Genomic DNA, 23,153 nt, shown 5'->3' on the forward strand with positions numbered 1-23,153 from the left:
CGCGCACGCGGACGAGTCCGGGGTGCGGGTCGCGGGCAAACTGCACTGGCTGCACGTGATGTGCACCCACCTGGTCACCTTCTACGGCATCCACACCAAGCGCGGCCGAAAGGCCATGGACGACCTCGGCGTCCTGCCCGCCTTCACCGGCATCCTGGTCACCGACGCCCTGGCCTCCTACACGGTCCACGGCGACGCCGCGGCCCTGTGCGGCGCGCATGCCCTGCGCGAGCTGATCGCGGTGACCGAGGACAAGCACCACGACTCGGCCTGGGCCCAGGCGGTGATCGACGTCCTGATCGACGCCAAGGACGGCGTCGCCCTCGCCCTGGCCGACGGACACGACGCACTCGCTCCCGAAGTGCCGGCCGGCTTCCAGGACCGCTACCGCCAGGCCACGTTGTGCGGCATCGCAGCCCACCCCTATACCGGTACCGGGCCCCGGTCCAAGGCCCGCGCGCTGGCCGAGCGACTGCGTGACCGCACCCGGGAGTACCAGCGGTACATGGTCAACTTCGGCGTCCCCTTCGACAACAACCAGGCCGAACGAGACCTGCGGATGATCAAGGTGCAACAGAAGATCTCCGGATCCTGGAGGACTCTGACCGGCGCGAGGCGCTTCGCCCGGATTCGCTCCTACATCTCCACCGTCCGCAAACACGACATCAACCCACTCGCTGCCCTACACGACCTCTTCGCCGGACGGCCATGGATGCTGCCTACAACCAGCTGAAATCCCTGAACAGTCACCCTACGCGACGCTGTTCATCATGGTCGTGTCCCTGATATCTGTGTATATCGCAGACATGGCGCGCGAGGACCTTGCTTTTCAGCAGCGGGGTGAGGAAGTCACGGCCACCGTTGTCGGGGAGTGGCGAGACGCCGCTGAGGGGCGCAAGGCGCGTGACTACAACTACGCGTTGGAACGGCAGGACGGCGCCACGGTTCCCGGTCCCGCTGTGAAAGAGACGTCCGACTGATATGGCGTCGGTCAGGACATCACGGAGATCGAGGATCCCGAGGGGAAACTGCGCCCTCGGACACGCGGCCAGGCAGACGCCATCGGCGAGGTGATCGGCTCAGCGGCGTCCGCGCTCGCGGCACTTGGCTCCGTCGGCTGGATGACCTGGCGAGGCTCGCACACCGTGAGGAGCCGCGATGCCCGCAAACGGGGCCCGGACCGGCGTGCATCAACGGGCTTTGAGCCAGAGCACGTTCGCTGACAGTAGGCGCTCATACGCAATTCGGGGTGTCAGTTCCCGAGGCCTTGAGAAGTCTTCTCTGGCCGGCTCTGCATTCTCCTGGACTGGGGGAAGGTGAAAGCAGCCCCGGGCCTGGCCCCGCCCGTCACTTACCTTTCTCCGCTGCGCGACTTTCCGGAGCGCTGATCACCGGTTGATGGACTGGATTTCTTGGACCGTAACTGCCTGGTCGTTGCCGAAGGTGCCCTCGGGCAGGTCGCCGCCTGCGCCGCCGGTGCCGGTCCAGGCGATTTCCCAGGTGATGGTGGCCTGGAGATCGTAGGTGCCGTCGCCGGAGGAGCGGAGGTACGTGATGCCGCAGGGCGGAGTCCGGTCGGCCTTGCCCTTGGCGTAGGGCTCACCGATGGATCCGTCGGTGTTGATGGCGCACTCGCCGGAGGCCGGGTAGGTCTCGGCGTCCTCGGTGCCCGGCTCCAGTGTGAGGGACACCGGTTTGGCGGTCGTCGTGGCCTGGATGGCGAAGCCGGGGACGTTGATGGCCGCCGTGGCCTGGACTTCGTCGAAGACGGCTTTGTCGAGCCAGGCCCAGGTCGGCAGATTCACCTTCGTGGTCTCCTCGGGGGCGAGGCTTACCTCGGTGTCGGGGAGCTGCATGTGCTGGTAGGCGAGGGCGGCGAGTATCTCCGGGGTGATGGCCTCCTCGTACTGGGGCGGCGGGGCCTCGCCGTTGTCGACCCAGAAGGGAAGGTCGTTGCAGGAATTCCGCTTGAGCAGGTCGGGTTCGTTGGGATTCTCGACGGCGGCCCAGAACATCCCCTCGCCGTCCCTGTCGACGTTGTAGTCCTTGTAGCCGGGTGTGTCGGTCCAGCCGTACTCGTCCTCGTAGTGGCGCTGCAACTCGCTGAGAGCTGCACCTGTGTGGCCGCCCATGCCGGGCGCATTCATCTGGCTCTTGATGTCCTTGGACATCTTCTTCTTGAAATCCTCGGCGCCGAGGTATGGCGCGTACCAGCAGGGTGGTGGCGTCCATTTGACGTCGGAGGACGTCACGTTGCCGGTGCTGCCGTTCTTGGCGACGGATCCGGAGTACGTAATCCGGGCGGCGGCGTAGATGCCGGTGTCGTCACTGCCACCCGACTGTTCTGTGTTGGAGCCCTGGGTGTTGCTCGGCTGTTCTCCCGCGTAGGCCGGTTTCGCGAGGGCGACGCCCAGGGCCAGCGTGAGGGCGGCCGCGCCGGTGCTGAGGGCTGTACGCCGTGACCTGGTCACTGGCACTTCGCCGCCTTTGCCTCGACGTACACCTTGGACGCCTGCCACAGACCTTCTCCGGTGCGGAGCTTGACCATGATGATCTTGAAGTAGTCGAAGTCCGTGATGCTGGGCGTGCCCTTCAGAACCTTTCCGGTCTTGACCTCTTTGGAGTAGAACTTGCTTGAGTCCACGCAGAACGCGACCTCCACGGAGTTGCCGTTTGACGCGGATCGGGTGGTGGCCTGGTAGTGGCGCCGGGTGCCGGTTGCCGTCCAGCCGCCTTCGAGTCTGGCGTCGATCTGCGTCTTCGCGTACTTCAGGCCATCGCCTGTCGAATAGGCGACCAAGGCTGCGTCCTCGGTCGTGCGCTTGTCGACGCCCCGGTAGATGGCACGGAAGAAGTTGGCCGCGTCGGACATGGCAGCCGCCTCATTCCGGTCCTTCGGCTTCCCCCAGTCGAAGACCAGGTTCATGTCCGCGGGCAGGGACACGTCCACGCCGTCCGGCTTGTCCTCTGCCGGTGCTCCCGAGGGCTCCGCCGACTTCGTCGGCGCCCCTGTGTCCTGGTCGGCGCCGGCGATCTTGTCAGCGGTCTTCCCGCTGTCGTCCCCGCCCCCGCAGGCGGTCAGAAGCAGGCTTGCGGCGGCGGCGAACGCGGCAGCAACGGGCAATGAGCGGCGCTTCACAGTGACTCCCCGTGAGACAGATGTGCAGTCAAGGGCAATGACGGTATCGGTGTGGTTCTCGGTTTCGCCACCGCGAACCTGTGCGGCCTGCACTGTGCGCAACTCCGGACGGTGGCACAGCTGTCGGCGCCCATGCCCGCGAGTCCGCCGCGGCTTCAGCCGGGGTGTGTGCCCTCTCCCGCTCGGTGCTCTCCTGGAGCCCTCAGCGCCGGGTGCCGGCCGAGGGGGCCGCCGTGTCGTCGGGACGGAGTGGTGGCGGCTCGGCCGTCGGCGGAGCCGTTCTCGTCGACGATCCGGTCGGAGCCCTGGGCGTTGCGTCGATGGGGGCCGGCACGCTGGCCGGGGCGGTGGTCGGGGTCTGCGGGACGGGGGTGGGGTGGACCGCCTCCTGCGCTGTACTCGGGGCCGGGTTCGGTGTCCGGGTCGGCGCGGCGGACGGGGTCGGCACGGTGGACGGTGTCGGCGCGGTGGCCCGGCTGGTTGCGGGCGGCGGTGGGGCCATGGGGGGTGCCGAGGGGCCGGGGGCGTCGGAGGTCGACAGGCGCAGCGGCAGTACGACGAGGGCGGCGACACCACAGGTCACGGCGGCACCGGCGGCCCCGCGCAGCAGTTTGCGGCGGGCCGCGCCGCGACGGATCGCCCGGTAGCGGCCGGGTGGTGGGCCGAGGTGCTCCGAGGGGGGACGCAGGATGACGGCGAGCGGGTCGTCGGGGTCGAAGTCCGGGCCCTCGTCAGAGTGTGTGATCAAGGCTTCTCCTCAGGTGGACGCGGAGCAGTTCGCGGGCCGCGTGGAGGTCGGCCTTGACGGTTCCTTCCTTGCGTCCGGTCAGGACGGACACCTCCCGGATCGGCATGTCGGCGTAGTAGTGCAGCAGGATCGGGACGCGCAGGCGCTCCGGTAGTGCCTGCACGAGCAGTCGCACCGACGGGTCGGCCTGTTCGGGCTGTGAGCTCAGGGAGGCCTCCGTGGTGGCCCGGCGCACGGCCCGGCGTTCCCGCTCCAGTTTGCGCCAGTGGTCCTGGACGAGGTTCGCCGCGGTGACGTAGAGGAAGCCCCGCGGTTCCGACACGGTGGTCCAGCGGGCCCACAGCCGTGTGAACGCCTCCGAGGCGATCTCGTGGGCCGTCTCGTCGTCGTCGACCAGCCGGCGGCACCAGCCGGCGAGACGCGGGTAGAGGGCGGCGAACAGCTCGGACGCTGCCTTCTCGCGGGACCGTTTCAACGTTCTCCGTGTTCTCCGTGGTCGTGAGGGTGTTCGTGAGGACGTGTCGAAGACCCCGGGTCACCGGGCCGGGGTCCGGTGACCCGGGGTCCGGGGTCCGGTGGGCGGCTCAGGTGTCCGGGCCGGCGGAGCCCGGCGCCGCGAAGGCGATCACGTTGTCGAGGTATGTGTCACCGACGCGTCGGCCGCCGCACGTGATGAGCCGCAGCTCCGGCCGGTCGACGTTCCCGTACACCTCGTCCGACGGGAACTCCGCCTTCGCGACCCTCCGCACCGAGGTGACGGTGAACACCGCCGTCCTGCCGTTCTCCAGGCGTGCCTCGATCCGGTCGCCCCGGTGCAGTGCGGACAGATGCCGGAAGACCCCGTCCCCGTGGGACCCGACCGTGACGTGGCCGACGATCACCGACGGTCCGGTCTGCCCCGGCGTCGGCGAGTGCTCGTACCAGCCCGCCGGGTCGTGCGCCGTGATCGGAGGCACCTGCATACTGCCGTCCGGGGCCAGGCCCAGTCGCATGACGGGGGTGTCGACCCCGATGGCCGGGGCCGGGATCCGCAGCCGGAGCGGGACGGACCGCCCGTGCGCGGGCGACGACTTCGCGGGAGGCCGGGCAGGGGACGCCGTGCTTGCGGTGCCCGTGCCCGTGCCCGTGTCTGCGTCCGTGTTCCGCTCGGCCGGATGGCCGCCACAGCCCGCGAGCAGCGAGGTCAGGGCCGCAGTGGTGAAGGCGCGCCTGGAGAGCGTGCTCATGCCCCGGTCGCACGCCGACGACGCACGAGGAAGGCCGCGCCGGCGACCAGGGCGACCGCCGTGGCGGCGCCCCCGCCGGCCAGCGCGCCCTCGTTCCCCGAGCCCGACACCGTGGGCGTCACACCGGTGTCCGGCGCTCCGTCGGGCACGACGGGAACCTGGGCCCGAGGCGGCTCGGTGCGAGGGGCGGGGGTCGCGTTGGTGGCTTCGGGAGGGGCGGGGGTCGCGTTGGTGCCGGGGGCCGGGGCAGGGGTCGCTTCCTGGCGCGGAGGTTCGGTGGCGGCCCGGGTGGGTGCCGGGGTCGGGGGCCCTCCGTCGGCGAACGCGGGCACCGCGCCCGCCAGGACGACGGTGCACGCGAGTGCCATGGCACTGAGGCCGGTTCGGCGCATGAATCGCTCTCTTCCGTCGGTCCGCCCGCCCGGTGGGCGCGGCGGGCTGCGTCGCGGATCGAGCGGAGAGACGAGGTGGCGGAAGAGCGGGTTGTAAAGAGGAGGCAAAGTCCTGCGGCCGGGTCTGTTGCCGGACTTGAACCCGTGGCCTCGGTTCGCAGGGAGGGAAGGGTGCGCGCTGGACGGTCAAGTCGATTGACGCCGACAACGGTTCGCGTGAGCGAGTCGTGCGGGGTTCATGGGTGGGGTGTGACGGGTCGGGTGGTCGGCGGGCTCGGCGCTTCGCCGGCGCACAGGGGTTGAGCTGCGCCCTGGTGCAGTTCCCAACGGGGTTGTCCAAGGGTGAAATTGCAGATCAGTAACGGTGTGTCATGTGGTGTTCGTGACGTTGGGTGTGCCTTGAGGGGCTGATGTGTGACTGGTACGGTGCGATGGCTTGACACTCACCTCGACGCTGGCTGTTTGCCCAGGTCGGCCTGGCAGGTCCGACCGCGTCCCGCATGTCCGTGCGCGAGCGGACGTGGGTGAAGTGTCCTGATTTTCGAGATACTTGACAGACATCGTCTTGGGTGTACGGGGGAGCGGTTGCGTGAAGATCCAGGAGCGTACGGGGGCGGGTGCGGGACGTTCCGCTGCTCCGGCTCAGCCGTCGGTCGGTGACCGGCTTCCCACTCCGCCTCGCGAGCGTAAACCCGCGTTGGCCGCGCTCGCGGTGCTGCTGATCCTGGTGGGCGCGCTCGGTGCCACGATGCTGGTGCTCCAGGTCGGGGACCGGATCGAGGTCGTCAAGGTCACCAAGGAGATCCCGGCGGGACAGGCGGTCAACGACGGCAGCGTCGAGTCCGTGCTCGTCGTCGACGATCCGGAGATCAACTACATCCCGTGGACCCAGCTGTCCGCGCTGAAGAAGCTCAAGGCCGTCAGCACCATCCCGGCCAACGTCGTCGCCGTCGGCGACATGTTCGGTGACGGGGCCAAGATCCCGGACGGCAAGTCCGTCGTCGGCCTGTCCCTCAAGGAGGGGCAGTACCCGGCCGGGATCGAGGGCGGCGACATCGTCACCGCGTACCGCGTCGGGGGCGCCGGGTCGAGCTCCGGGGGCGAAGCCGACGAGGACGGCGGCTCCGCGGCGGGCAGCAGCAGTTCCGTGATCGCCGAGCAGGCTCGCGTGGAGTCCGTGCCCAAGCAGAGGGGCGACAGCGGCATGGTCAGCAGCGCCAACCTGCCCGTGACGCTGGTCGTCGACAGCGCTCGGGCCGCGGCGCTGACCCAGGCCGCTTCCAACGGCGAGGTGGCACTCGTCCTCGTTCCTGGCAATTAGAAGGCGGCACCCCACTCATGGCCCTGATCGCCCTCGCCGCCGACAAGGGTTCCCCCGGCGTCACCACCGCGGCCGTCGCTCTCGCGGCGGTCTGGCCGCGGCGTGTGCTGCTCGCCGAGACCGACCCGGCGGGCGGTGACCTCGTCTACCGCAGCGCCGCCGCCCACGGCGGACCGCTCAACCCCAACACCGGCATGCTGTCCATCGCCGCCACCGCGCGGCGCGGGCTCGTGCCCGACCAACTGTGGGACCACGTACAGCCGTTGAGCGGCGGACTCGAAGTGCTCGTCGGACTCGGCAACTCCGAGCAGGCCGCAGGCCTCACCGGACTGTGGCCGACCCTCGGGCAGGCCTTCGCCTCCCTCGCCGACTCCCCGCACGCGGCCGCCGACGTCGTCGCCGACTGCGGGCGGATCAGCGGTGACACGCCGGCGGTCGAGCTGTTCCCGCACGCCTCCCTCGTCCTGCTCGTCTCCCGTACCGAACCGGAGGCCCTCGCCCGGGTCCGGGACCGTGCCGCCGCCCTGGCCGGCAGGCTGAACGGCGGTTCGCGGGTCGCCGGGCCGGGCGGCCCCGTGGTCGGTGTCGTCCTGATCGCCGACACCGGCAGCGCGGCCAAGCTCGCCTCCCAGGTCAACGACATGCTCGTGCACGCCCGGACCGGCGCCCGCGTGGTCGGCACCCTCGCCGACGACCCGGCCGGCGCCGAGCAGCTGGCAGGCCGCAGGCGGGGCCGGCTCGACAAGTCGCTGCTCATCCGCACCGCCCGCAAGGTGACCGCCGACCTGTACCAGCAGTACGGTGCCGCCTGGACGGCCTCCGCCCACGCCGCTCAGCCCCAGCCGCATCAGCCCCAGCAGGGGCAGTACGCACCGCAGAGCCAGCCGGGTCAGGCCGGTCGGCCCGGCGGGGCGGCCGTGCAGGGCCGGTCCGACGGCCGTGCCGCCGGAGCCGGGCGATGACCGCTGTCGACCACCAACTGGTCAAGCGGTTCCGTCAGGACGCCGGCGACCGCATCTCCGAACAGCGCCGCCTCGACCAGGTCAACGGTGTCACGCCGATGTCCACCGAGGACGAGCGCCAGTTCGCGCGGGCCGTCATAGCGCAGATCCTCGAGGAGCACGCCCGCTCCGAGATCAACGCGGGCCGCACACCGCTGGACGCCGAGACCGAGGAGCAGTACGCGGCCGCCGTGCACGCCGCGCTGTTCGGCGTCGGGCGGCTCCAGCCGCTGCTCGACGACCCCGAGGTCGAGAACATCGACATCAACGGCTGCGACCAGGTGTTCGTCGGCTACGCGGACGGCCACGAGGTGCAGGGCGAGCCCGTCGCCGAGACCGACGAGGAGCTCATCGAGCTGATCCAGGTGCTCGGCGCGTACTCCGGTCTCTCCTCCCGGCCCTTCGACTCCGCCAACCCGCAGCTCGACCTGCGGCTGCCGGACGGGTCCCGTCTCTCCGCCGTCATGGACGTGACGAGGCGCCCCGCGCTGTCCATCCGGCGGGCCCGCATGGGCAAGGTGTTCATCTCCGACATGGTCGGAAACGGCACGCTCACCCCGGAGCTGGGGCACTTCCTGGCCTGCGCGGTGCGCGCCCGCAAGAACATCATGATCGCGGGAGCCACGAACGCAGGCAAGACGACGCTGCTGCGCGCCCTCGCCAACGAGATCCCGCCGCACGAACGTCTCATCACCGTCGAACGGGCCCTGGAACTCGGTCTCGACTCATTCCCGGAACTCCACCCGAACGTCGTGGCGTTCGAGGAGAGGCTGCCCAACTCCGAGGGACAGGGCAGCATTTCCATGGCCGAGCTGGTGCGCCGGTCCCTGCGCATGAACCCCTCGCGGGTCATCGTCGGTGAGGTGCTCGGCGACGAGATCGTGACGATGCTGAACGCGATGTCGCAGGGCAACGACGGCTCGCTGTCCACGATCCACGCCAACAGCTCCAGCGAGGTCTTCAACCGCATCTCGACGTACGCCCTGCAGGCGACGGAGCGACTGCCCATCGAGGCCAGCCAGATGCTGATCGCGGGCGCGGTGAACTTCGTCGTCTTCCTCGAGCGGCGCAACGAGTTCCAGAACGGCGGCCGGCTCCAGCGCATGGTCACCTCCGTCCGCGAGGTCAACGGCGTCGACGGACGCGTCCTGTCCAGCGAGGTGTTCGCCCAGTCGCCCGACGGCCGGGTCGTGCCGCACGCCCCCATCGCCTGCCTGGAGGAACTGATGGCCTACGGCTACCGCCCCAGCGGAACGTGGGGGTGATGATCCGGTGACCCGTACGACGACCACGGACCTCCTCGCCGCTGCTGCCGACATCGCTGCGGCCGGTACCGCTGCTGCCGACCCCGCCGCGGCCGGCACCGTCGCTGACGCCGCGGCCCTCACCGCTGCCGCCGACCCCGCTGCCGCCGGTACTGCTCCCGACATCGCCGCGGCCGGCACCGTCGCTGACGCCGCGGACCTCACCGCTGCCGCCGGCTCGCTCGGCTCGATGGGCGGACTGTTCTCCACCACCGTCCTGTACGCGCTCGCGTGCGGTATCGCCGTCGGCGGCGGACTCGCCCTCCTCGCCGTCGCCGTGCGCGGACTGCCCGCCAAGCCCGAACACGAGAAGCAGAAGGCGAGCGCGCGTGCCGCCGAGCTGATCCGGTTCGCGGGGCAGCGCGGCTCCCTCGCAGCGATCGTCGGCCTGGCCGTGCTGCTGCTGACCCGCTGGACCGTCGCCGGTGTCGCCGCCGCCGTCCTCGTCTTCTTCTGGGACCGTCTGTTCGGCGGCGCCGCGGAGGAACGGGCCGCCATGCGGCGGGTGGAGGCGCTGGCCTCCTGGACGGAGTCGCTGCGCGACACCATCGCCGGCGCGGTGGGTCTCGAGCAGGCGATTCCGGCGTCGGCGCGGGCCGCCGCGCCCGTCCTGCGCCCCCATCTCGACGCGCTCGTCGACCGGTTGCGCTCCCGCACCCCACTGCCCGAGGCGCTCCAGCATCTCGCCGACGAGATCGACGACGCCTCCGCCGACATCATCGTCGCCGCGCTCATCCTCAACGCCAAGCTGCGCGGCCCCGGTCTGCGGCAGGTGCTGGGCGCGCTGGCCAAGTCGGCGCGCGAAGAGGTCGACATGCGGCAGCGCGTGATGGCCCAGCGGGCCTCCACCCGGAGGTCGGTGCAGATCGTCGTGGCCGTCACGATCTCGTTCGTCCTCGGACTGGCCATCTTCAACCGGGAGTTCGTCGAGCCGTACGGGACGGCGGTGGGACAGCTCGTCCTCGCCTGTGTCTGCGGGCTCTTCGCGCTCGGCTTCTGGTGGCTGCGCAAGCTGTCCACCATCGAGACACCCGAACGCTTCCTGGTGCGCGACGAAGCGGCGGTCCAGTTCGTACGGCCCCGTACTCCGGGGGCGGCGGCCGCCGCGGGGCAGCAGCAGACGGAACCGGGGCACGCGCCGTCGCTGCGGCTCCCGCACCAGCAGGGCAGGGGGGTACAACGGTGAACGACGAACTGACGATGCCGGTGGTCGTCGGCGCGGTCCTCGGACTGGGCGTCTACGTCCTGATCCGGGCCCTGATGCCCACCAGGCGCAGCGCGGTCGCCCAGGTCGCCCGGATCGACGCGATGCGGGCGCGGGGCGCGGCGCACGAGTCGGCACGCACGCAGAAGGACACCAGCCGGTTCGCGTCGCTGCGTGCCGAAGTGGGCGCGCGCATCGCCGAGTTCTATCTCCAGCAGGGCTGGGAGCAACGCTCGTTGCGCGCCGACCTGGCCGTACTGGAACGGAGCTGGGAGAAGTTCCTGGCGACGAAGGTGCTGCTGGCGGCGGGGGGCCTGTTCTTCGGGCCGTTCCTCTTCGCGGTCGTCTGGACGCTCGGTTTCAGCCGCAGCCCGGTCGTTCCGGTCTGGCTGGCGCTGCTCTGCTCGGTCGTCTTCTTCTTCCTGCCCGACCTGGAGGTACGCCGGGACGCCGCCGAGAAACGGCGCGACCTGCGCCGGGTCATCGGCGCCTATCTGGACCTGGTGTCGATGAGCCTGGCCGGCGGACGCGGCCTCCCCGAGGCGCTGATGGCGGCGGCCGAGGTGTCCGACGGCTGGGCGACGCAGCGCATCCGCAACGCCCTCGCCGACGCCCGGATCACCGGTATCAGCCAGTGGCAGGCGCTGGGGCAGCTCGGGGACGAACTGGGCGTCGAGGAGCTGAAGGACCTCTCCGCCTCCCTCGCCCTGGTCGCCGACGACGGCGCCAAGGTCCGTGAGTCCCTCGCCTCCCGCGCGGAGACCATGCGGCACCGCGAACTCTCCGAGATCGAGGGCAGCGCGGGCGAGAAGTCCCAGTCGATGCTCGTGGCGCAGCTGCTGTTGTGTGCGGGGTTCCTCGTGTTCCTGATCTTCCCGGCGGCGATGAGGGTGTTCCAGGTGTGAGAACCGTGAACGGGAGCGGTGCCGCCGCGCACCACGGGCCCCGCACCGCCCCTTGCGAACCAACAGCCGTGAACCGTACGTCAGAGCATCTGTGAACCGCATACGAAAGGACGAAGCGTCATGAACGGACGTACCTTCCACACAGGCATCCCCGCCGTGGACTTCCTCGTCACCTTCATGCAGGCCCGCGTGGAGCGCGCCCGCTCCGGCGAACTGGACCGCGGTGCCTCCGCGGTGGAGTGGGTCATCATCTCGGCGGTCGTCGTCGCGATCGTCGGCGTGGTCGCCGCCATCATCAACGCGGCGCTCAGCGAGGGCGCCAACAAGGTGGGCGACTGCATCAAGGGCGCGAACGCGGGCAGCACCTGCTGACCGTACGCACTTTGTCACTGCTTGTGTCACTGCTTGTGTCACTGCCGAACGTCTGACACCTGACGCCTACGGGGAACGGAAATGCCGGTGCGCGTACGTTGCTGGGTACGCCGACGGGTGGAGGCCGCCTCCGCCCGCGGCGACTCCGGCATGACCGCGATCGAGTTCGTGCTGCTCACTCCGGTCCTGTTCTTCATGATCTTCGCGACGGTGCAGTTCGCGCTGTACTTCTTCGCGGACCACGTCGCCCAGGCGGCGGCGCAGGCGGGCGCGCGCAAGGCGCGGGCGACGGCGCACGACCAGCCCGGCGGCTGGCGGGGCGAGGCACAGGACGTGGTGGACAGCTACATCCGGCAACTGGGACCGCAGCTGGTGCTGTCACCGGACGTGCGGATGCTCCAGCCGGAGCAGGACACGGTGGGCGTGGAGATCACGGCACGCATCCCGACGGTGTTCCCGGGCCTCGACCTCACGGTGCACGCCCGGTCGGCGGGCCCGGTGGAGCGGTTCGTGGAAGAGGGGGAGAACTAGATGGGCCTCTCCCTTCGGCCGGAGCGCCGGGGACCGGTAAACGGCCGGGGCCCGTCCCGCCGGCTGCCCGCGGACGACCGTGGCCTGTCCACCGTCGAGGTGGTGATCCTCGCTCCGGTGATGATCCTGTTCATCCTGGTGCTGGTGGCGTTCGGGCAACTGGTCAGCGGACGCGGCGCGCTGGACGGCGCGGCCCGGGACGCGGCACGCGCGGGCTCCATCCAGAAGGACCACGTGCGGGCGATGGCCGAGGCACGCGACGCGGCCGAGGCGAACCTCGCGGACATCTGCTCGGGTCCGGTGAACGTCGTACAGACCAGTGCGGGCTTCGAACCGGACACCCTCTTCACGGTCGAGGTGAGCTGCGAGGTGCGCGGCCTGGCCACGCTGGGCCTGAACATCCCGACGACCCTGTCGGCGAGCTTCAGTTCACCGTTGGACCCGTACCGGAGGACGGCATGAGGGCACAGGTGCGCACGTGGCTGACGAGTCGCGGCCCCGGGTTCGACGACCGTGGCTCCGGCGCCGGCGCGGTCATCGTCTTCGCGCTGGTCTTCATCTCCCTCGCGGCCTTCGTGATCGACGGCGGTCTCTCCATCTCCCAGCGCGAACGCGCCGCCGACATCGCGGAACAGGCCGCCCGCTACGCCGCCCAGGACATCGACCGCGAGGCCCTGTACGAGAACGTGGACGAGCCCGCCCCCATCAACTACGAGAACTGCGACGCCCGGGTGAAGGCCTTCGCCCGCGAGATGGACATGTCCGGCGCGGACGTCGCCGGTACGCACTGCGTGGCGGCGAGCGCCCAAGGAGTCGAGGTACAGGTCCAGTTGACGTACTCACCCGTCTTCACCGGCGTGTTCTACGGTGGCGATGTGGTGGTCCGCGGCCAGGCGGTGGCGGAGAACGAGGTCGGTTGAGCCGGGGCCGGAGGAGGAGCACCATGGGAGACCAGGAAGCGGACATAGCGCGGATCAAGGAGAGCGCCCGCGCGCTGAAGCGCATCCGCGACACCTTCGCGGAACGGGCGAACCCGGCCGACGGGTACGGCGTCGACGACATCGGCGCGCAGAAGATCCTGGACGCCTTCGACGAGTTCGACAGCAACTGGAAGATCCACCGCAGGCAGCTCACGGAGGAACTGGAGAAGCTGCACGGGATCACCAAGGGCGCCGCCGAGTCGTACGAGACGCTCGACCACGAACTCGCCGAGGCCCTCAGAAGCACTGACGACCGGCAGCCGAAGGGGGGCGGGAAATGACGGCGCGCCCCGCCGCGCACCGCTGGGCCGTGCTCGACGAGTCCTCCGACCCGGTCCCCGGGGACCCGGACGCGGTCGCACGTCTCGGACGGCAACTGCGCAAGACCGCCGAGGCCATCGACAGGGAAGCCCGCGAGATCAAGGCGCTGGCGTCCGTGGAGAACTGGAAGGGCAAGGCTGCCACCGGGTTCCGGGGCGCGGCCGAGGGCGCCGGCGACAAGCTCCGCAAGGCGTTCAAGCGTTACGACGAGGCCGCCGACGCCCTCGGCACACAGGTGCGGGACGGGGTGTGCGGCAACGAGTTCGCCTCGGAACTGCATCGCGCCCAGCAGATGGCCGACAAGGCGCTGCGGGACGCCGAGACGGCCGACGAGGACCTGGGGTCCGCGAAGCGGTCGCTGGACGGACTGACCGACGGCACCCCGAAGGACGATCCGGACAGGAAGAAGCACACCCGGCAGCAGGAGGCGGCGTCCTCCGCCCTGTCGGCGGCGAAGGAGGCGCTGGAGACCGCCAAGGGCATCCGCGACCGTGCCGCGCGAAGGGCCGCCGACGCGATCCACGACGTCATCGAGAGCGACGGGCTGAAGGACGGCTGGAAGGACAAGTTCAAGAACTGGGTCCACGAGAACGCCGGCTGGCTCAAGGAGATCTCCAAGTGGGCGGGACGGATCGCCCTGTGGGCGGGAGTGGCGGCCCTGGCCCTGGGATGGATCCCGGTCATCGGGCAGGCCGTCGCCGCCGTGGCCGGCGCCGTCGCCCTGGCGGCCAGCGTCGTGGCGCTCGCCACCGACCTGGTGCTCGCGCTGGGCGGTGAGGGAAGCTGGAAGTCGGTGATCCTGGACGCCGTGGGCGTCGCCACCTTCGGTCTCGGACGGGCGGCGATGGCCGGGGCCAAGGGCGTGGCCGCCGGAAGCAAGACCCTGGCACGCAGCAACCTCTACAAGAACGCCGTGGCATCCGGCATGAAGACCAACAAGGCCTGGAACCTCGCCAACCGCGGTGCCCAGGGGAGCATCCGGGGAAAGGACGCGGCACAGGCGATGGCGAACATGCCCAAGGGGAAGCTTCCCAACTGGAGCAACATCAAGGAGGGCTTCAGCCCGTCCGCCATGTACCGGGACACGGTCGACGGCGTGAGGTCGGTCGGCAACGCGTTCTCCCGACAGGGCCGGCGCGACGGGCTCAGCACCATGGCCGCGCCCCGCTCGGCGGGCACCCTGGACCCCGACCTGGCCAGGACGGCCGCCGGTCTCGACGGCATCGCACCGGCCGCCCGGGAACTGCCCGCGGTCAGCAGCGCGCTGAGCAACTTCACCGGCCAGACCAACGTCTGGGCGGGCGCCACGGCCACCGGCACCGTCGCCGGCGCGGAGGGCGCCTACGGAACGGTCACCTCCCTCTACGACGGGGCCACGAGGTGATTCCCGAGCCCGCCCTCAGGCCGGCCGCCTCGCGCGGCCCCGGCCTGGAACGATGCCACGCCTCCCGGCTCTACGCGCAGGACGGCGCTCTCGTCCTGCGCACCCGCGGCCGTACCCGCCGCTTCCCGGTCGGCGGGGCCACCGGTGTCGCCCGTGCCGTGTTCGTCGACGCGGCGGGCGGGAACAGGACGCGCGTGGGGCCCGACCTCCCCGGCTCCTGGGGAGAGGTGCAACTGCAGGACGGGGACGGCGCGCCGGTCGGCCGCTTCGACATCGAGGACTGGCTGCCCGAGGCCCCCGCGCTGCCCGAGCGGTCGGTGCAGGGCGAACAACTGCTCGCCCGGACGGGCGTGGCGGGACTGCTGCGGGCCGCGGGGGTGCCGCTGCACGTCGTACGGGACGGAAACGACCCCCTGGTGGCCACGAAGGGCGCGGGCACCTCCCTCGGCCCGGGCCGTTCCTTCCCGGCCTGGTACTGGGGTGTGCGCGCCGTCGCGGGAAGCGTCTGGTTCGCGGTGTTCACGTGGGTCGTGTTCTCCGACACGACGGTCCCCTGGGTCGTCCTGCTGCTCGCCGCGACCGCCTTCTCGGCGCCCGTGGCACGGCTGGCGCTGCGGGGCCGGACCCGGCTGCGGACGGGGCGCCACGACCCCGTCGTCCGTGAACGCGTCCGGCCCGGCCCCGCACGGGAGACCGGGGCGACGGTCAGGTTCCGCCGGGACACCGAGCTGCGGGTGCAGGACCGGGATCTCGTCCTGCGCGACCTGGGCGGCCAGGAGTACTGGTTCGCGCTGTCCGGCCCGCACGCGGTGACCTCGCTGGTCCGGGTGGAGGACCGCACGGGCAGGCCGGTCGGTGTCGAGCTCCGGGGCCCCGGGGAGCAGGTGCGGGCGGTGTTCCCGTGGGACCTGTGGTTCGGCGGCGAGGAGGGCACCGAGGGATGGTCGCGGCTGCGCCGGGCCGCCGGGCTCGCGGTGTCCGAGCGCCGCCTGGGCGGCAGGGGGACCGCCTGGCCCAAGGGGCCGGTACTGGGCACCGGGCTGCTGCCCGGCTCCGGCGGGGAAGCCCGTCGCATGGCGCGGTTCCCCGGCACCGTCGCCGGGGTGTCGTCCACCGCCGTCATGGCCTTCGGCTCCTTCTTCTCCGTGGTCCAGGGCCTGCGGATCGCGGACCCGGCCCCGGGGCCGGCGGCCGCCGCGGTCCTCATGGGGGCGCTCGGCCTCGTCCTGCAGGCCGTGCCGTACGCGATCCACCAGCTGCGCAGCAGGCTCCTGCTCGACCGGCCGGTCGTGGAACGGACGTCCGGGGAAGGCAGCCGATGACACGCAACGGGAAGAGCGCCCCGCCCGCCGACTACCACCTGCTCCTGCCGGAAGGATGGTTCCGGATCCTGCTGGACCCGGAACAGCGCGACAGGTCGGTCGACGCGCTGGTGGAACGGCAGTTCCACGGCATCGACAACGCACCCCACCTCAAGGACGAGCTGCGCGCGGACCTGCGCCGCCGTGCCGCCGAGGCGCACCGCGGCGGCGGCATCGAGCTGTACCTCAGCCTCCAGGAGGCGGGGCCCTTCACCGTCCCCGCCTCGCTGCTGGTGAGCCTGGCACCGCTCCGCCACGCCGAACCGCTGCCGCCAAAGGCTCTGGCCCGGGCCTTCGCCCAGGACGCCGATCCGGCCGAGGCGACGGAGGTCGGCATCGAGGAACTGGCGGCGGGCACCGCCGTACGGGTGCGCAGAACGACGCGCCGACCGGGGGAGGAGAAGGACGGGGGCCACGTCTCCGTCTCGGTGGAGTACCACGTACCCGTCCCCGGCACGACGGAGTTCCTGCTGCTCACCTTCTCCACGCCCCTGGAGCCGATCGCCGACGCGATGGCCGGCCTCTTCGACGCGATCGCCTCCTCGCTGACCTGGAAGGAGTGACCACGGACATGACCGACGACCTGTCGAACCTCGGCCTGGAGTGCTCGGAGGACTGGGTGCCGTTTCCCCTGTCCGGCACCCTGGACCTGGACTACTGGGCCACGCACCAGGCGAAGGAACTCGCCGAACGGTACGCGCGCGACGGGGAGAAGGGAAACGCCCGCCTGCTGGCCCGCGACCTCAGGCGTGCGGCGGCCGACTGCCGTACCCGCGACCCCCTCGGCGCCTTCGGCTGGTACATCAGCGGGCACCATGCGGTGGCGGCCGTCCTGGAACTCGACGCCGTCCATCCGGACGCCACCCACCCCGAGGTCACCCTCCCCCTGCTCACCGGGGCCATGTCGGCCCGGGACTTCGGAGAACCGGACGTCCGCGGGACGCGGCTGCCCCTCGGCGACGCCGTACGCATCCGCCAGAACCTCGTCGAGGACAGGAAGCGTCTCCTCGGGCCGCGTCCGGTGATCCGCACCCTCTTCTACGGCGTCCGGCCGGCCACGACGGACGCCGCGGTCACCCTCCTGGTCTCCTGGACGGAGCCGGTCCTGGACGAACCCCTGGAAGACATCGTGGACGGCATCGCGCACACGCTGTCGCTCTGACGCCGGCCCGCTACGTGTCGGCCCTGCCGCCCCGTTCGTCCTTCACCTGCATCTTGTCCTTGACCTGTCGGGTGAGTTCGTCGTCGAGTTTTCTGAACTCGCGGACGACGGCGTCGGACAGGCCGGCGAGGGCGTCGAGCTGCTGGGAGATGTCCTCGCGGCCGTCCTCCCAGTTGGACTCGAAGTCGGAGAGCGCGTCGTTGACGCTGCCGTCGCCGATGTCGTCCTTGTAGGAGTCGAAGAGCTTCCTGGTGTGGTTCAGCCGTGTCCTGAGCGACCGCAGCCGGCGCCCGTAGTCCTCCATCTCGCTCAGCGGGAGCGCGAGGTCGCTCTTGCCCATGGCCCGGATCCTCTCTTCTGCGGATCTTCTGCGGATCCGCTCAGACGAAGCGGAAGGTGCTGGTCACGGCGTCGAAGACGTCGTGGAACGCCTCGGCCAGGTCCAGTACCGGGCTGGCCCCGGAGACGAGGACGACCTGGTCGGTGGTTCCCGGCACGGGAATGTAGGTCTGCGTCAGCACCATACGGAGGGTACGGCTGTCGCCCCGCGCGACGGGCACGTCCTCGAGGCCGTAGGTCCGCGCGGCCGGGCCCACGTCGGGGATGTCGACGGTCGTGACCTCGCGCCAGGCGTCGCCCTCGCGGCGGGCGGTGATCGTGCCCAGGCTCCCGGCGATGGCCCGCGGGTCGGTGGACAGGGACGTGCCCTGCTGGTTCCCGGCACCGAGGACGGAGACCGTGACGGTCGCGGAGAGCGGGACGCCGTCGAAGTTCTCGGCCATGCAGCCCAGGTAGAGAGCACCGGAGTCGTGGGCGTCCTTCGCCATCCTGCGGAGCATGGCGGTCAGGTCGGCGCGGTACGGGGCGAGTTCGGGGATCTCACGGATCCGCTCCTCGACCAGGGCCCGGATCGTGGCCTCGCGTCCTTCCGGGCGGATGTCGAACTCCCACCAGGAGTCCGGGACCGCCAACGAGAAACTTGGCATCAGTGCTGCGCTCTCTTTCGCTGTTCTTCGTGAATCTTTAATCGAGATCCATGCCGAGATCCATCATCGCGATCTCGGTCAGTCTGCTTTCTGCCACCTCCGGAGGGGAATAGTTCGAATCCCTGATGTGAGTGACAAATTCGACGGGCAAGGATATGTGGTGAGTGGCAACGTAGTATGAAAGGTCGCCGCGCCAGATCCATTCTCCGTCGGTGCAGAGGGAGCCGATGCCGGGCAGAAGGGGGCCATCTGGATTCAGTACGTCGGGTCCGGCGCTCATCTCGCTCCAGATCCCTGTGCCATTCATGAGGTAGGAGACGATCTCTTTTTCGTCCGGCTCGCCTGAAGGTCGCACTGCGTCTTTGATCGAGCCGCTCTCAGGAAGGCCCCAGCCGGGCGAGAGCTCTGAGAAGAAACCTACGGGTCGAATCATTGGTGCTCCACGTGTTCGCTGTTTTTCAGACCATGGGAAGGAAGGTGAGCCAAACCCCGTCTTCTTTGATTTTAGGGGTGAAGGGCCCCTCTCCGAATGTGGGTACGCCCACGGCGTCGGTTGGAGCCTTGACGGGGACCCCCAAGGAGTTTGCCATGTTCTGAATCGTTTCGGGTTGCGCGGATCCTGAATGGCAGGTGAGCATCCGAACGGGCTGGCCATTGTAGCCGGGTATTCGATTTATCGTATCAAGGACATGGTTGGGGTGAACGTCGTGTCCCCCTGCTCTTTGTCCCGCACGATTTATCTGACCTGCGACCATTCGGCCGTCGGTCGTGCCGTGAATGATGACGTCCTGGTATCCGGGGAGACGCTTTGCGACATCGAAGTTTCGGAGAGTTGCCGGATCGTATCCGATGGCGGTCGCCCCCGGCTTGTGGTAGACGGGCATGCCGGAAGGGAGGGCGTCATCGGCTTTTCTTCCGGGAGGAGCGATATGGGGAGAGTCCGTTTTCCACCATTGCCTCTTGCCCATCATGCTGAACGTGGAGAAGTGTACGTTCCTCAACCCGCGAACACTGTCTGCGAGGTTCTTCAGTCCGCCGCCGATGCCGCCCAGGGCTCCGGTGCCGAGAGCTTTCAGGCCTCCGGCCTTCCAGAGTTTGCCGAGTTTGGCGAGGCTTGTGATGCCCTTGGTCGCGGGTATGCAGTCCAGGGCTGCCCAGAGGAGGTCGCCCCACCCGGCCTCGCCCTTGACGACTTTTCGTAATGTGTCGGCCATCACGACGAGGGCCGCCGCGAAGACCAGCCAGCCCAGTGGGCCACCGATGATCATCACGATGATGCCGAGGATGGCCACGACCCACTTGCAGACGAGGACGATCTCGTCCCAGTTGTCGGTGACCCAGTCGCCGATCTCCTCCCACCAGCGGCGGTTGGGGATTCCGGCGTCGGAGGCCTCCCTCAGCCTGGTGACCGTCCGGCGGGCGGCCTCCTCACGCAGGCCCTTCGCCTGGCCGGCGAGCTTCTTCGCCGCGTCGAGGGCGCTCTGTGCGTTCTCGACGTTCCGCTCGGCCGTGGCCTGGCGGGCCCTCGCGTGCTGGGCGTCGCGGGTGGCGCGGCGGACGTCGGCCTCGTCGGGTTCGGGGACGTGTCTGCCTCCGCTCTTCGCGGGGTCGTACGAGTCCACCTTCCCGGTCGCCGTGCGGACCCAGTCGTCGGCACCCGACAACGCCGTCTGCGCGGTGGTGAGTTCGTCGCGGGCCTTGCGGCCGTCGCGCAACGCCTTGTCGGCCTTCTCCTGGGCGTCCTGCAGGTCCGGCCAGAAGGTGGCGAGGGCGTCGCCCGCCAGGTCGTACGACTTCCTCAGCTTCCGCAGCCTCTTGGGCGCGTCCGTGAACTCCTGGGCGAACACGTCCGCCGTCCTGCCCGCCCAGGAGAGGATCTCGTCCTCCTTGGCGATGCCCTTGAGGTCGCGCAGGGCCTCGCCCACGTCGTCGGCGAAGTCGTGCAGAGCACCGGCGAGTTTGCGGATGCGTTGCGGATCGCCCGGTGTCGGGTCCTTCTCCAGGTCGAGTACGTGCCAGTCCGTCGGCCTGTGCGACACCGTGTTCTCCCCCGTACACACGCAATGCCTACCGTTGGAACGTGCGTATGAACTTATCGCACGCGTTGCTTGTTGCGTGGGGGCATGGGGGAGCAGGACGTTGGGGTGGGTGGGGTCGGCGCCTTGTCAGGTGGTGGTCGTCTTGAGGCTCTGGACGAGGGCGGTGAAAGAGCCGACCGGGATGGTCACCGTGCCCCGGGACAGGTTCTTCGAGTCGCGTATCGCGATGCGGGCGGAGAGGAGCGCTATCTCCACGCAGTTGTTGCCGTCGCCGCTCCCGGAGAAGGACGGCCTCTGCCATGTGCCCGGTCGGATCATGGCTGCTTCACAGCTCCTTCGCCAGTCGGTGGATGAAGTCACGCGATCGAGCAGGTTCGAGTGATGCATTTTCCACCATGTGGAAGAGCTTTCGGAAGGCGCGGAGTTGGGGTGCGGCGTCGATGCAGTCCGTTCCCTGGGGTGCGTCCCGCAGAGCGGTGTCCAACTCGGGTACGGCGCCACCCACGTACATCATCGCGTTGGTGGCTCCCGCGAACCCGTCCATGTCGAAGGGGATGACGCGCACGGTGATGTGGTCCGCCTCGGCGAACTCCAGGATGCTGCCGAGCTGAGTGCGGGAGGCGGCTCGGTCGCTCACGCGGATGCGCAGGGCGGCCTCATGGATCACTGCCGTGTACGGGACGGCATCGGGGCCTTCGATGATGGTCCTGCGCCCCATCCGGTGGTTCACTCGCAACTCGAGGTCGTCCGCGGGCAACTCGGGGACTCGGAAGGAGAAGACCGCCCGGGCGTAGTCCGCCGTCTGGAACAACCCGGGGACGTGCAGGAACTCCACGTCCCTGCGGTAGGTGGAGTGATGCTCCAGTTCGGCGAGGTCCAGGAAAGAGGTGGGCAGCAGTCCCCGGTAGGTCTCCCACCAACCGCGCGTCCGGTCGGTCGCCATGGCCACGAGTGCCTCTACCAGCGCCTCGTCCGTGCAGGAGTAGTGAGCGGCGAGTTGCCGAACACGCGCTTCGCTGACGCCTGCCACGCCGGCTTCGTTCGATCTGGCTGACCTGCGCGGAATCCGTTCCGAGCAGAGCCGCTGCGTCACGGCCTTTGAGCCCGGCGGCCTCACGTAGTTTCCGCAGTTCGCTCCCCAGTCGTTCCTGGCGTGCGGTGGCCTGCTGCCTGCGTGGCATGGCTTGTCCCCCTGCCCTCGACTGCTTCGGTGCAGTGACACGTGCGGATCTTCTGCGGATCCGCTCAGACGAAGCGGAAGGTGCTGGTCACGGCGTCGAAGACGTCGTGGAACGCCTCGGCCAGGTCCAGTACCGGGCTGGCCCCGGAGACGAGGACGACCTGGTCGGTGGTTCCCGGCACGGGAATGTAGGTCTGCGTCAGCACCATACGGAGGGTACGGCTGTCGCCCCGCGCGACGGGCACGTCCTCGAGGCCGTAGGTCCGCGCGGCCGGGCCCACGTCGGGGATGTCGACGGTCGTGACCTCGCGCCAGGCGTCGCCCTCGCGGCGGGCGGTGATCGTGCCCAGGCTCCCGGCGATGGCCCGCGGGTCGGTGGACAGGGACGCGCCCTGCTGGTTCCCGGCACCGAGGACGGAGACCGTGACGGTCGCGGAGAGCGGGACGCCGTCGAAGTTCTCGGCCATGCAGCCCAGGTAGAGAGCACCGGAGTCGTGGGCGTCCTTCGCCATCCTGCGGAGCATGGCGGTCAGGTCGGCGCGGTACGGGGCGAGTTCGGGGATCTCACGGATCCGCTCCTCGACCAGGGCCCGGATCGTGGCCTCGCGTCCTTCCGGGCGGATGTCGAACTCCCACCAGGAGTCCGGGACCGCCAACGAGATGCAGTCGGCGAAGGTGGGCGTTCCCCGGACCTCTTCGTTGGGCTCCCCACCTCTGTCGGTAGTCAATCCTGTCCCTTCTTCCAGGTGGGTCAGGCGAAGAACTTGCGAACTTCGTTCGGTGCTTTCCCCTGCCTTTTCCATTGATTGCCAAGGTGGGCCGCCAGCAATTTGAACTCTTCCGCCCCGAGTGAAGGACTCTCAGTTTGTTCGACATCTTTCACTTCGAGGTTTCCGTTGGGGAGTGACATTCGTAGGCCGCCGGAAGGATTTCCTTCACTGTCCGCGAGGTGGATGGAAGCTGACCTTTCGTTCAGGATGAGAAACGCCTCTTGTTTTCCGTCGATGAGAGCACGGTAGAGGTGGGGGGATTCGCCGTCGGATGTCAGTTTCAATAGAAAAGAGTGAGCCATTTTCATTCCTCCACGCTGATCGGACGTCCGTACCCGTCGCGGGCTGCGGCAGCTTGGTCCCATGTGTATCCTGCGTCGATCGTAGCCCCATGAGCTGCGCTATAGCTCTGGTCTCCAGTTTCCCTCATGTAGTTGGATTCATGTAGTTCATGCCGCAGCAAGTCGATGTCGGACCGGTGTGGGTCCCCCTTGTCGAGTCTCTGCCAGGCTTCAGCGATGCGCGGATTCGCGTCAAATCGTGCCATGTATGCATCCCCATAGCTGTCGAGGAGGTGCTCCTCGTGGAAAAGGTGACTCTTGATCTGTTCGATTTCAGACCGGGAGAAGCCGTGTCCTGCTGCCGTTTTGGCGACGTTGTCGACGTCGTCGGACGAACGGATGACGTCGTATGCTTCATCTGCCCATTCCGTGACGAAATCTACGTCGCTGCGTGCGCGACGCAGGGCTCCGCCGGTTTGCAGAAGCCGGTCGACCCGTCTGATTTCTGCGACGCCGTCACGCATTCCTCGAAGCGTTTGTGTCACA

Annotated in this window: 29 protein-coding genes and 2 pseudogenes; 16 read left to right on the plus strand and 15 right to left on the minus strand. The window is 69.4% G+C overall.

Annotated elements, in window-relative coordinates:
• Together TU30_RS31600 and TU30_RS33170 are read left to right on the plus strand one after the other, a co-directional pair.
• On the plus strand, positions 1 to 733 hold a 733-nt coding region (locus TU30_RS31600), incomplete at its 5' end, for a transposase (protein WP_042176786.1).
• Positions 734 to 770: 37 nt separating this feature from the next.
• Positions 771 to 980, plus strand: coding sequence for a hypothetical protein (locus TU30_RS33170; protein WP_052479991.1), 210 nt, complete (start codon positions 771 to 773; stop codon positions 978 to 980).
• A gap of 408 nt (positions 981 to 1,388) precedes the next feature.
• On the opposite strand, the gene TU30_RS31610 is transcribed toward TU30_RS33170, so the two are convergent.
• The 6 genes from TU30_RS31610 to TU30_RS31635 form a co-directional block, all read right to left on the minus strand.
• On the minus strand, positions 1,389 to 2,471 hold the full coding sequence (locus TU30_RS31610) for a hypothetical protein (protein ID WP_042176789.1): 1,083 nt from the start codon (positions 2,469 to 2,471) through the stop codon (positions 1,389 to 1,391).
• The gene (locus TU30_RS31615) at positions 2,468 to 3,139 is read right to left on the minus strand and encodes a hypothetical protein (protein WP_042176791.1); all 672 of its coding nucleotides are present in this window, start codon (positions 3,137 to 3,139) and stop codon (positions 2,468 to 2,470) included. Before TU30_RS31615 ends, TU30_RS31610 begins: the two co-directional genes overlap by 4 nt.
• Positions 3,140 to 3,341: 202 nt before the next feature.
• Positions 3,342 to 3,887, minus strand: a complete 546-nt coding sequence (locus tag TU30_RS35025; protein ID WP_078878741.1) for a hypothetical protein — start codon at positions 3,885 to 3,887, stop codon at positions 3,342 to 3,344.
• On the minus strand, positions 3,871 to 4,362 hold the full coding sequence (locus tag TU30_RS31625) for an RNA polymerase sigma factor (RefSeq protein ID WP_042176796.1): 492 nt from the start codon (positions 4,360 to 4,362) through the stop codon (positions 3,871 to 3,873). The genes TU30_RS35025 and TU30_RS31625 overlap by 17 nt, the downstream gene beginning before the upstream one ends.
• 109 nt (positions 4,363 to 4,471) lie before the next feature.
• A complete protein-coding gene (locus TU30_RS31630; RefSeq protein ID WP_042176798.1) occupies positions 4,472 to 5,113 on the minus strand; it encodes a class F sortase in 642 nt (213 codons plus the stop codon).
• Positions 5,110 to 5,505: a hypothetical protein gene (locus TU30_RS31635; RefSeq protein WP_042176801.1), complete on the minus strand. Its 396-nt coding sequence runs from the start codon at positions 5,503 to 5,505 to the stop codon at positions 5,110 to 5,112. The genes TU30_RS31630 and TU30_RS31635 overlap by 4 nt, the downstream gene beginning before the upstream one ends.
• Before the next feature lie 589 nt (positions 5,506 to 6,094).
• Here TU30_RS31635 and TU30_RS31640 point away from each other — a divergent pair.
• The 14 genes from TU30_RS31640 (at position 6,095) to TU30_RS31705 (ending at position 17,351) form a co-directional block, all read left to right on the plus strand.
• Positions 6,095 to 6,826, plus strand: coding sequence for a hypothetical protein (locus TU30_RS31640; protein WP_042176804.1), 732 nt, complete (start codon positions 6,095 to 6,097; stop codon positions 6,824 to 6,826).
• Between the two features lie 17 nt (positions 6,827 to 6,843).
• Entirely contained in the window at positions 6,844 to 7,788 is a 945-nt protein-coding gene (locus TU30_RS31645; RefSeq protein WP_042176806.1) for a hypothetical protein, read from the plus strand.
• Positions 7,785 to 9,092: a CpaF family protein gene (locus tag TU30_RS31650; RefSeq protein WP_042176808.1), complete on the plus strand. Its 1,308-nt coding sequence runs from the start codon at positions 7,785 to 7,787 to the stop codon at positions 9,090 to 9,092. Before TU30_RS31645 ends, TU30_RS31650 begins: the two co-directional genes overlap by 4 nt.
• Positions 9,093 to 9,321: 229 nt before the next feature.
• On the plus strand, positions 9,322 to 10,317 hold the full coding sequence (locus TU30_RS31655) for a type II secretion system F family protein (protein WP_042176834.1): 996 nt from the start codon (positions 9,322 to 9,324) through the stop codon (positions 10,315 to 10,317).
• Between the two features lie 14 nt (positions 10,318 to 10,331).
• Positions 10,332 to 11,240: a type II secretion system F family protein gene (locus TU30_RS31660; protein WP_042176836.1), complete on the plus strand. Its 909-nt coding sequence runs from the start codon at positions 10,332 to 10,334 to the stop codon at positions 11,238 to 11,240.
• Between the two features lie 120 nt (positions 11,241 to 11,360).
• Positions 11,361 to 11,612: a hypothetical protein gene (locus TU30_RS31665; RefSeq protein ID WP_042176810.1), complete on the plus strand. Its 252-nt coding sequence runs from the start codon at positions 11,361 to 11,363 to the stop codon at positions 11,610 to 11,612.
• A gap of 81 nt (positions 11,613 to 11,693) precedes the next feature.
• Positions 11,694 to 12,143 carry a TadE family protein gene (locus TU30_RS31670; protein ID WP_042176812.1) on the plus strand — a complete coding sequence of 150 codons (450 nt, stop codon included), beginning with the start codon at positions 11,694 to 11,696 and terminating at the stop codon, positions 12,141 to 12,143.
• A complete protein-coding gene (locus TU30_RS31675; protein WP_042176814.1) occupies positions 12,144 to 12,605 on the plus strand; it encodes a TadE/TadG family type IV pilus assembly protein in 462 nt (153 codons plus the stop codon).
• Positions 12,602 to 13,063: a Tad domain-containing protein gene (locus TU30_RS31680; RefSeq protein ID WP_042176816.1), complete on the plus strand. Its 462-nt coding sequence runs from the start codon at positions 12,602 to 12,604 to the stop codon at positions 13,061 to 13,063. The genes TU30_RS31675 and TU30_RS31680 overlap by 4 nt, the downstream gene beginning before the upstream one ends.
• Positions 13,064 to 13,086: 23 nt before the next feature.
• Positions 13,087 to 13,404: a hypothetical protein gene (locus TU30_RS31685; RefSeq protein WP_042176818.1), complete on the plus strand. Its 318-nt coding sequence runs from the start codon at positions 13,087 to 13,089 to the stop codon at positions 13,402 to 13,404.
• The gene (locus TU30_RS31690; RefSeq protein WP_042176821.1) at positions 13,401 to 14,828 is read left to right on the plus strand and encodes a hypothetical protein; all 1,428 of its coding nucleotides are present in this window, start codon (positions 13,401 to 13,403) and stop codon (positions 14,826 to 14,828) included. The genes TU30_RS31685 and TU30_RS31690 overlap by 4 nt, the downstream gene beginning before the upstream one ends.
• The gene (locus tag TU30_RS31695; RefSeq protein ID WP_234308056.1) at positions 14,825 to 16,150 is read left to right on the plus strand and encodes a hypothetical protein; all 1,326 of its coding nucleotides are present in this window, start codon (positions 14,825 to 14,827) and stop codon (positions 16,148 to 16,150) included. The genes TU30_RS31690 and TU30_RS31695 overlap by 4 nt, the downstream gene beginning before the upstream one ends.
• Positions 16,147 to 16,752 (plus strand): hypothetical protein, encoded by a 606-nt coding sequence (locus TU30_RS31700; protein ID WP_042176823.1) that lies wholly within the window; start codon positions 16,147 to 16,149, stop codon positions 16,750 to 16,752. Before TU30_RS31695 ends, TU30_RS31700 begins: the two co-directional genes overlap by 4 nt.
• Positions 16,753 to 16,760: 8 nt before the next feature.
• Positions 16,761 to 17,351 (plus strand): hypothetical protein, encoded by a 591-nt coding sequence (locus TU30_RS31705; RefSeq protein ID WP_042176824.1) that lies wholly within the window; start codon positions 16,761 to 16,763, stop codon positions 17,349 to 17,351.
• Positions 17,352 to 17,361: 10 nt separating this feature from the next.
• On the opposite strand, the gene TU30_RS31710 is transcribed toward TU30_RS31705, so the two are convergent.
• The 9 genes and pseudogenes from TU30_RS31710 to TU30_RS36325 all read right to left on the minus strand — a co-directional run.
• The gene (locus tag TU30_RS31710; protein WP_042176826.1) at positions 17,362 to 17,691 is read right to left on the minus strand and encodes a hypothetical protein; all 330 of its coding nucleotides are present in this window, start codon (positions 17,689 to 17,691) and stop codon (positions 17,362 to 17,364) included.
• A gap of 40 nt (positions 17,692 to 17,731) precedes the next feature.
• Positions 17,732 to 18,337, minus strand: coding sequence for a hypothetical protein (locus TU30_RS31715; RefSeq protein WP_042176828.1), 606 nt, complete (start codon positions 18,335 to 18,337; stop codon positions 17,732 to 17,734).
• Positions 18,338 to 18,374: 37 nt separating this feature from the next.
• Positions 18,375 to 18,770 (minus strand): hypothetical protein, encoded by a 396-nt coding sequence (locus TU30_RS37865; RefSeq protein ID WP_234308057.1) that lies wholly within the window; start codon positions 18,768 to 18,770, stop codon positions 18,375 to 18,377.
• 25 nt (positions 18,771 to 18,795) lie between these two features.
• Positions 18,796 to 20,397, minus strand: a complete 1,602-nt coding sequence (locus TU30_RS31725) for a putative T7SS-secreted protein (RefSeq protein ID WP_234308058.1) — start codon at positions 20,395 to 20,397, stop codon at positions 18,796 to 18,798.
• A gap of 105 nt (positions 20,398 to 20,502) precedes the next feature.
• Positions 20,503 to 20,694, minus strand: a complete 192-nt coding sequence (locus TU30_RS31730; RefSeq protein WP_042176832.1) for a DUF397 domain-containing protein — start codon at positions 20,692 to 20,694, stop codon at positions 20,503 to 20,505.
• A gap of 7 nt (positions 20,695 to 20,701) precedes the next feature.
• Positions 20,702 to 21,557 (minus strand): annotated as a pseudogene (locus tag TU30_RS31735) (helix-turn-helix domain-containing protein).
• Positions 21,558 to 21,621: 64 nt separating this feature from the next.
• Complete coding sequence (locus tag TU30_RS31740) at positions 21,622 to 22,143, minus strand: hypothetical protein (RefSeq protein ID WP_234308060.1); 522 nt, start codon at positions 22,141 to 22,143, stop codon at positions 21,622 to 21,624.
• A gap of 164 nt (positions 22,144 to 22,307) precedes the next feature.
• Positions 22,308 to 22,634: a hypothetical protein gene (locus TU30_RS35035; protein WP_234308059.1), complete on the minus strand. Its 327-nt coding sequence runs from the start codon at positions 22,632 to 22,634 to the stop codon at positions 22,308 to 22,310.
• Positions 22,631 to 23,153 (minus strand): annotated as a pseudogene (locus TU30_RS36325) (hypothetical protein); the annotation flags it as partial. The gene TU30_RS35035 and the pseudogene TU30_RS36325, both read right to left, overlap by 4 nt.

This window comes from Streptomyces sp. NBRC 110035, assembly GCF_000829695.1.
Classification (GTDB): Bacteria; Actinomycetota; Actinomycetes; order Streptomycetales; family Streptomycetaceae; genus Streptomyces.